The sequence below is a fragment of the Nocardiopsis deserti genome, assembly GCF_008638355.1.
Classification (GTDB): domain Bacteria; phylum Actinomycetota; class Actinomycetes; order Streptosporangiales; family Streptosporangiaceae; genus Nocardiopsis; species Nocardiopsis alborubida.
On record NZ_VWVS01000047.1, the window covers coordinates 1 to 3,961 of the forward strand.

7 protein-coding genes are annotated in these 3,961 nt (G+C 68.3%); 4 read left to right on the forward strand and 3 right to left on the reverse strand.

What is annotated here, in order from left to right:
- Positions 1-181, reverse strand: a 181-nt coding sequence (locus FYW99_RS31470; protein WP_263364114.1) for a GTP-binding protein, incomplete at its 3' end; no start/stop codon positions are given.
- Between the two features lie 23 nt (positions 182-204).
- Complete coding sequence (locus FYW99_RS31475) at positions 205-612, reverse strand: MerR family transcriptional regulator (protein WP_150256236.1); 408 nt, start codon at positions 610-612, stop codon at positions 205-207.
- Positions 613-717: 105 nt separating this feature from the next.
- Between FYW99_RS31475 and FYW99_RS31480 the strand changes: the two genes are divergently transcribed.
- The 3 genes from FYW99_RS31480 to FYW99_RS31490 all read left to right on the forward strand — a co-directional run bounded on the left by FYW99_RS31480 (position 718) and on the right by FYW99_RS31490 (position 2,630).
- The gene (locus FYW99_RS31480; RefSeq protein ID WP_150256239.1) at positions 718-1,086 is read left to right on the forward strand and encodes a hydrogenase maturation nickel metallochaperone HypA; all 369 of its coding nucleotides are present in this window, start codon (positions 718-720) and stop codon (positions 1,084-1,086) included.
- Positions 1,087-1,225: 139 nt separating this feature from the next.
- Complete coding sequence (locus tag FYW99_RS31485; RefSeq protein WP_150256241.1) at positions 1,226-1,420, forward strand: hypothetical protein; 195 nt, start codon at positions 1,226-1,228, stop codon at positions 1,418-1,420.
- A 280-nt stretch (positions 1,421-1,700) separates the two neighbouring features.
- Positions 1,701-2,630, forward strand: coding sequence for an ADP-ribosylglycohydrolase family protein (locus FYW99_RS31490; protein WP_150256243.1), 930 nt, complete (start codon positions 1,701-1,703; stop codon positions 2,628-2,630).
- 185 nt (positions 2,631-2,815) lie between these two features.
- Here FYW99_RS31490 and FYW99_RS31495 read toward each other — a convergent pair whose 3' ends face one another.
- Positions 2,816-3,019, reverse strand: a complete 204-nt coding sequence (locus tag FYW99_RS31495) for a hypothetical protein (protein WP_150256245.1) — start codon at positions 3,017-3,019, stop codon at positions 2,816-2,818.
- A 259-nt stretch (positions 3,020-3,278) separates the two neighbouring features.
- Here FYW99_RS31495 and FYW99_RS31500 point away from each other — a divergent pair, with 259 nt between their 5' ends.
- A complete protein-coding gene (locus FYW99_RS31500; RefSeq protein WP_150256247.1) occupies positions 3,279-3,725 on the forward strand; it encodes a hypothetical protein in 447 nt (148 codons plus the stop codon).
- Positions 3,726-3,961 lie beyond the last annotated feature (236 nt).

A 3,961-nucleotide genomic window follows, 5' to 3' on the forward strand; every position in this document is an offset into this window, starting at 1 on the left:
TGCGGTCGCCCTTGCCGTGCACGGCTCCCGCTGAGGAGATCGCGGCCGCGTGCAGGGCCAGGGCCTCGGTCAGGGTGGACTTGCCGGCGTCGGGGTGGGAGATCACCGCGAACGTGCGCCGCCGGGACGCCTCACGTACGACCTCGGCCGTCACCTTGTCCGCAACTGGCGCCGTCGTCACTGTCGCTCCTCCGATGTGTTCTTTCAGGTGATGGCGTTGTTCCGGTTCCGCTGTGCACGCAGCCGTCCGGCGAACTCCTCGGCCATCGTCAGCTGGTCCTGTAGGGCCTGGCAGCGGGCGACGATGGCCGCTTCGAAGGCGTCGAGCCTCTCGCTCAGCGCCTCGCGCTCGTCCCGGCCGGTCTCGGAGTCGTTGAGGCGGTCGAGGGCGGCCAGCAGCTCACGGGTCTCCTCCAGGCTGAAGTCCAGCGGCTTCATCCGCTTGATCAGCTGGAGCCGGTCGACGTCCTCCTCGGTGTAGAGGCGAAAGCCCCCACGGGAACGGGCGGACGGTTCGACCAGGCCGACCTCGCCGTAGTAGCGGATCGTGCGCAGGGACAGGCCGGTTCGCTCGGCGACCTCGCCGATCTGCATGTGGCTCGCTTCGGGCATCGCGGCACTCCTCCTCATTGAATCTACCCTAACGTTAGATTCGTTTCTTCGGTATCGGTTGTCGTAGCGCGTCACGGTAGCGCGTCTGTGGACAAGGAGGGCGTCATGCCACGTCAGATGACCTGTCCGGCTTGCGGCGAGGAGGAGGACCTGGTTGGCGAGCGCACGCAGGAGGGCATCCGCATCCGTTGTGGGTCCTGTGACGCCCGGTGGGACAGGGACACTCCCTACACCTGTGCGACCTGCGGTGGTGCGGACATCCACATGAGGCCGCAGGCGCTGACCCAGTACTCCCGGGGCTCCCAGCTCTCGATCGTCTCCTTGCACTACATCCCGTTGTGCGGTGTCTGTGACGCGGGCATGCTCGCCCGCGCCAACCAGCAAAAACCCGTTCCCGGCCAGTACCAGCCAGCCGCGGCTGCCCGTCGCGGCGACACGGGGGAGGGCGAGAGCACGCTCATCCTGCCCAGGTGATGATCTTTCGGCATTTCTACTTTCACGTGAGGGTAAGGTTCTGGTGTGCCGGGAGTCCGGCGTGCCCCTCCCTCCTCCCGCGTGTGCTCGGAGGGGCGGGGCGCGCCTCCGGCCTGCCGTCGAGATGTTGGAGCTTGTCATGGCCTACTACCGAATCCGGACGAACGACGGATTCTCCACGAACCTTCAGGCTCAGCGTGTGCGCACCGACGCGTCCTGTCTCTACCTGGAGGAGAACGTCGCCGGTGTCTGGCGTGAGGTGCGTTCCTGGTCCCTGGGGCGCGTCGAGACCCTGCAACGCCGCTTCACCGAGAACGACGGCACGTGGACCTAGTTGACGGAGCCGCTGCCCGCGCCCGCCGGGGTCCGCGGCTGGAACTGACCCGGCGATACGTCGCTCGGATGGCCTCCGCGGGTCACGGAGACGCGAGTGGGACTCTGTGTGAAGCCCCGTCGGGGCGGTGGACGCCTCCTCTTCCGTGTCGCGGCGGTGCCGCCATGGGGTCGGGCGGTGCGCACGGAGTTGGGGCGTCGCGCCCTCACCGCTCTATACTCTACCCTCTCGTGAGAGTAGAGTTATCTCCGAGACCACCACCACGGACGGAGACAACCCGATGTTCTCCTCGCTCCCCGGGCCGCCCCCCGCGGGCCTTGGGTCCCTCCATGTCCTTTCCGGTGACCGCGACCAGGGCTGCCTGCTCGCCGCCGTCTGCGGGGACGCCCTCGGCAGCACGCCTTCGCGGAAATCGGAGGCCTCGCCCCTGCTGCGACCCACCGGCATCACCGCCCTGATGGTTGTTCTGACCGAGCACCTGTGGAAGCGGACGGACGACCAGACGGACGACCAGGAGGCCACCGTCGGCCGGGACCGGTTGGTCCGGGAATTCACCGACGCGTGGCAGCGCGACCCCGGCCGAGGCTTCGGCGCTGGAGAGATCAGGGTCTTCCTCTCCGTGGTCAACGGCGTCTCCTGGGAGAGCGCGTCCGTCTCGGCCTTCGGAGGGACGGGGTCCTACGGGGCGGGCGCCGCCGCGAGGGTGGCGCCGGCGGGCCTCCTGCCCGTCCCGCTGAACCGGCTGGTCCAACTCGCGAGAGACAGCGCGTACGTCACCCACGCCCACGCGCTCGCGCTCGACGGCGCCGCCATCCAGGCGTGTGCGGTGGCCTACGCCCGTCGCGCGGACAGCGAACAGCCGCTGGCAGCCTTCCACCTGCTGTCGACGGCGGCCCGCTACTCCACCGCTCCGGAGTTCCGGGCCCAACTGGCACGGTTGGGCGCCCTGGTCCGGGGTCGGTACACCCATCTGGACGTGGTGCGCGCACTGGGGGAGGGCGTCACCGCGGTCGAGGCCGTCCCCCTCGCGCTCGCCGCCTTCCTTCGTTCCCCCGACGACCTGCCGGAGGTCGTGCGTTTCGCCGCGCGTGTCGACGGAGGCAGGGGTCGCGTGGCGGCCATGGCCGGGGCCCTCGCCGGTGCTCGCAATGGTGTCGGCGCCATTCCCCAGTCCTGGTTGCGGTGTCTGGAGGACCTTCCGGGGGACTAGAGGACGTGTTGGTGCCTTGTCCTCGAAGAACACGCCAGTGCTGGGGTTTGCTCACGTCGCGCGCCGATGAGCTGCCGCGGATACACGAAGGGCCCGGTGTGGTGAGCGGTGACCACATGGCCTCGGGTCACCGCCCACCACACCGGGCCTGTAAAACCTGCAAAAGGAGGCCTTCGGCGTGGAAGTTACGCGGAGCGGTCGACGTCGGGCAGTTGGGGCCACAGGCTGCGCAGGTCCGGATAGACGCCTTCGGGAAGCCGGACGAGAGTCGCCCTCACCTCTTCTGGCGCGGCGCGCAGGTCGGCGGCAACGATGACCTGTTTGCGGTTGAGCGCCCCGAAGTCGAAGGCCCCCTCCAGATACTCGGCGACCTCTGATCGGGTGACCACGTTCCTACCTCCTCAGAATCCGCGCGCATAACCGTGCGCTGGCTGGGGCTCGGGCATGGTGGCACGAGCCGCGGTATGGGTGAGGCCGGACCCGCGCCACCACGGGAGGGCGCTGAGCGCGAAGGAAGCAGGTCGACCCTCCACGCCATACTCTACCTTCACGAAAGAGTAGAGTTGTAGTGCCCCCAAGAAACAAGCAAAAACGTATTCACACACCGCCGCGTTCCAAGGTTGTCCACGCCATGGCAGACCCACACCCATGTTCGTCGCTGATCCCGAGATCCGGGCCCAGCACGCCTGTCTGGACAAGACACGCGTCGCACTCGGACGCATGTGCGAGGACGCCGTCAACATCCCGACGGTGCAGGACAGTTCCGAGGACGCCGACTACACCTTTACCAACCGCCAACTGGTCCGCTACCGCGAGCGGTGTGCCGAGGCCCTCGTCGACCTCCCCGACGTGCCTCTGTTCCTCGGCTGCCTTGACTACCCTGAGGCACGGTCTTCGACGCCGTGTCCACGACACCGATGGAACACCCCTTGTCCTCGACCAGCGGGCGTGGATCTCGGCGGCGGTTCACCGGGCTTCCCGCCGACCCCTGTGCTGCGGCGCCGCTTCTACGTGGCTTTCACCCGTGCCGTCAGCCGTCTGCACGTCGTCCACAGCGCGGCTCTTCCGGCGGCCCTCGACGGGGCCGCGCGGTGAGGTGGGCCATGCGGCGGTGACTCCGCTTTCCGATGACGGCCGTTTTTCGACAGCCACCGCTACCGGCGATGACATAGGTACCACCGGTCCCTGACCGGTTTCCGATCCGCCCCCTTTTCCCCGAGCGCGCCCCCGCCGTGCCCTGTCCACCGTCGCCGCGTCCCGCCGAGGGAGGCGACCGAAGCAGCTGGAGCAGACTCTGCCGTGTCCCTCTTCGAAGCAGTCATCCTTGGCCT

Bases quoted from the DNA above. Each gene is read 5' to 3' on its own strand.
- FYW99_RS31500 (WP_150256247.1), top strand. From the start codon at position 3,279: ATGTTCGTCGCTGATCCCGAGATCCGGGCCCAGCACGCCTGTCTGGAC.
- FYW99_RS31490 (WP_150256243.1), top strand. From the start codon at position 1,701: ATGTTCTCCTCGCTCCCCGGGCCGCCCCCCGCGGGCCTTGGGTCCCTC.
- FYW99_RS31485 (WP_150256241.1), top strand. From the start codon at position 1,226: ATGGCCTACTACCGAATCCGGACGAACGACGGATTCTCCACGAACCTT.
- FYW99_RS31475 (WP_150256236.1), bottom strand. From the start codon at position 612: ATGCCCGAAGCGAGCCACATGCAGATCGGCGAGGTCGCCGAGCGAACC.
- FYW99_RS31480 (WP_150256239.1), top strand. From the start codon at position 718: ATGCCACGTCAGATGACCTGTCCGGCTTGCGGCGAGGAGGAGGACCTG.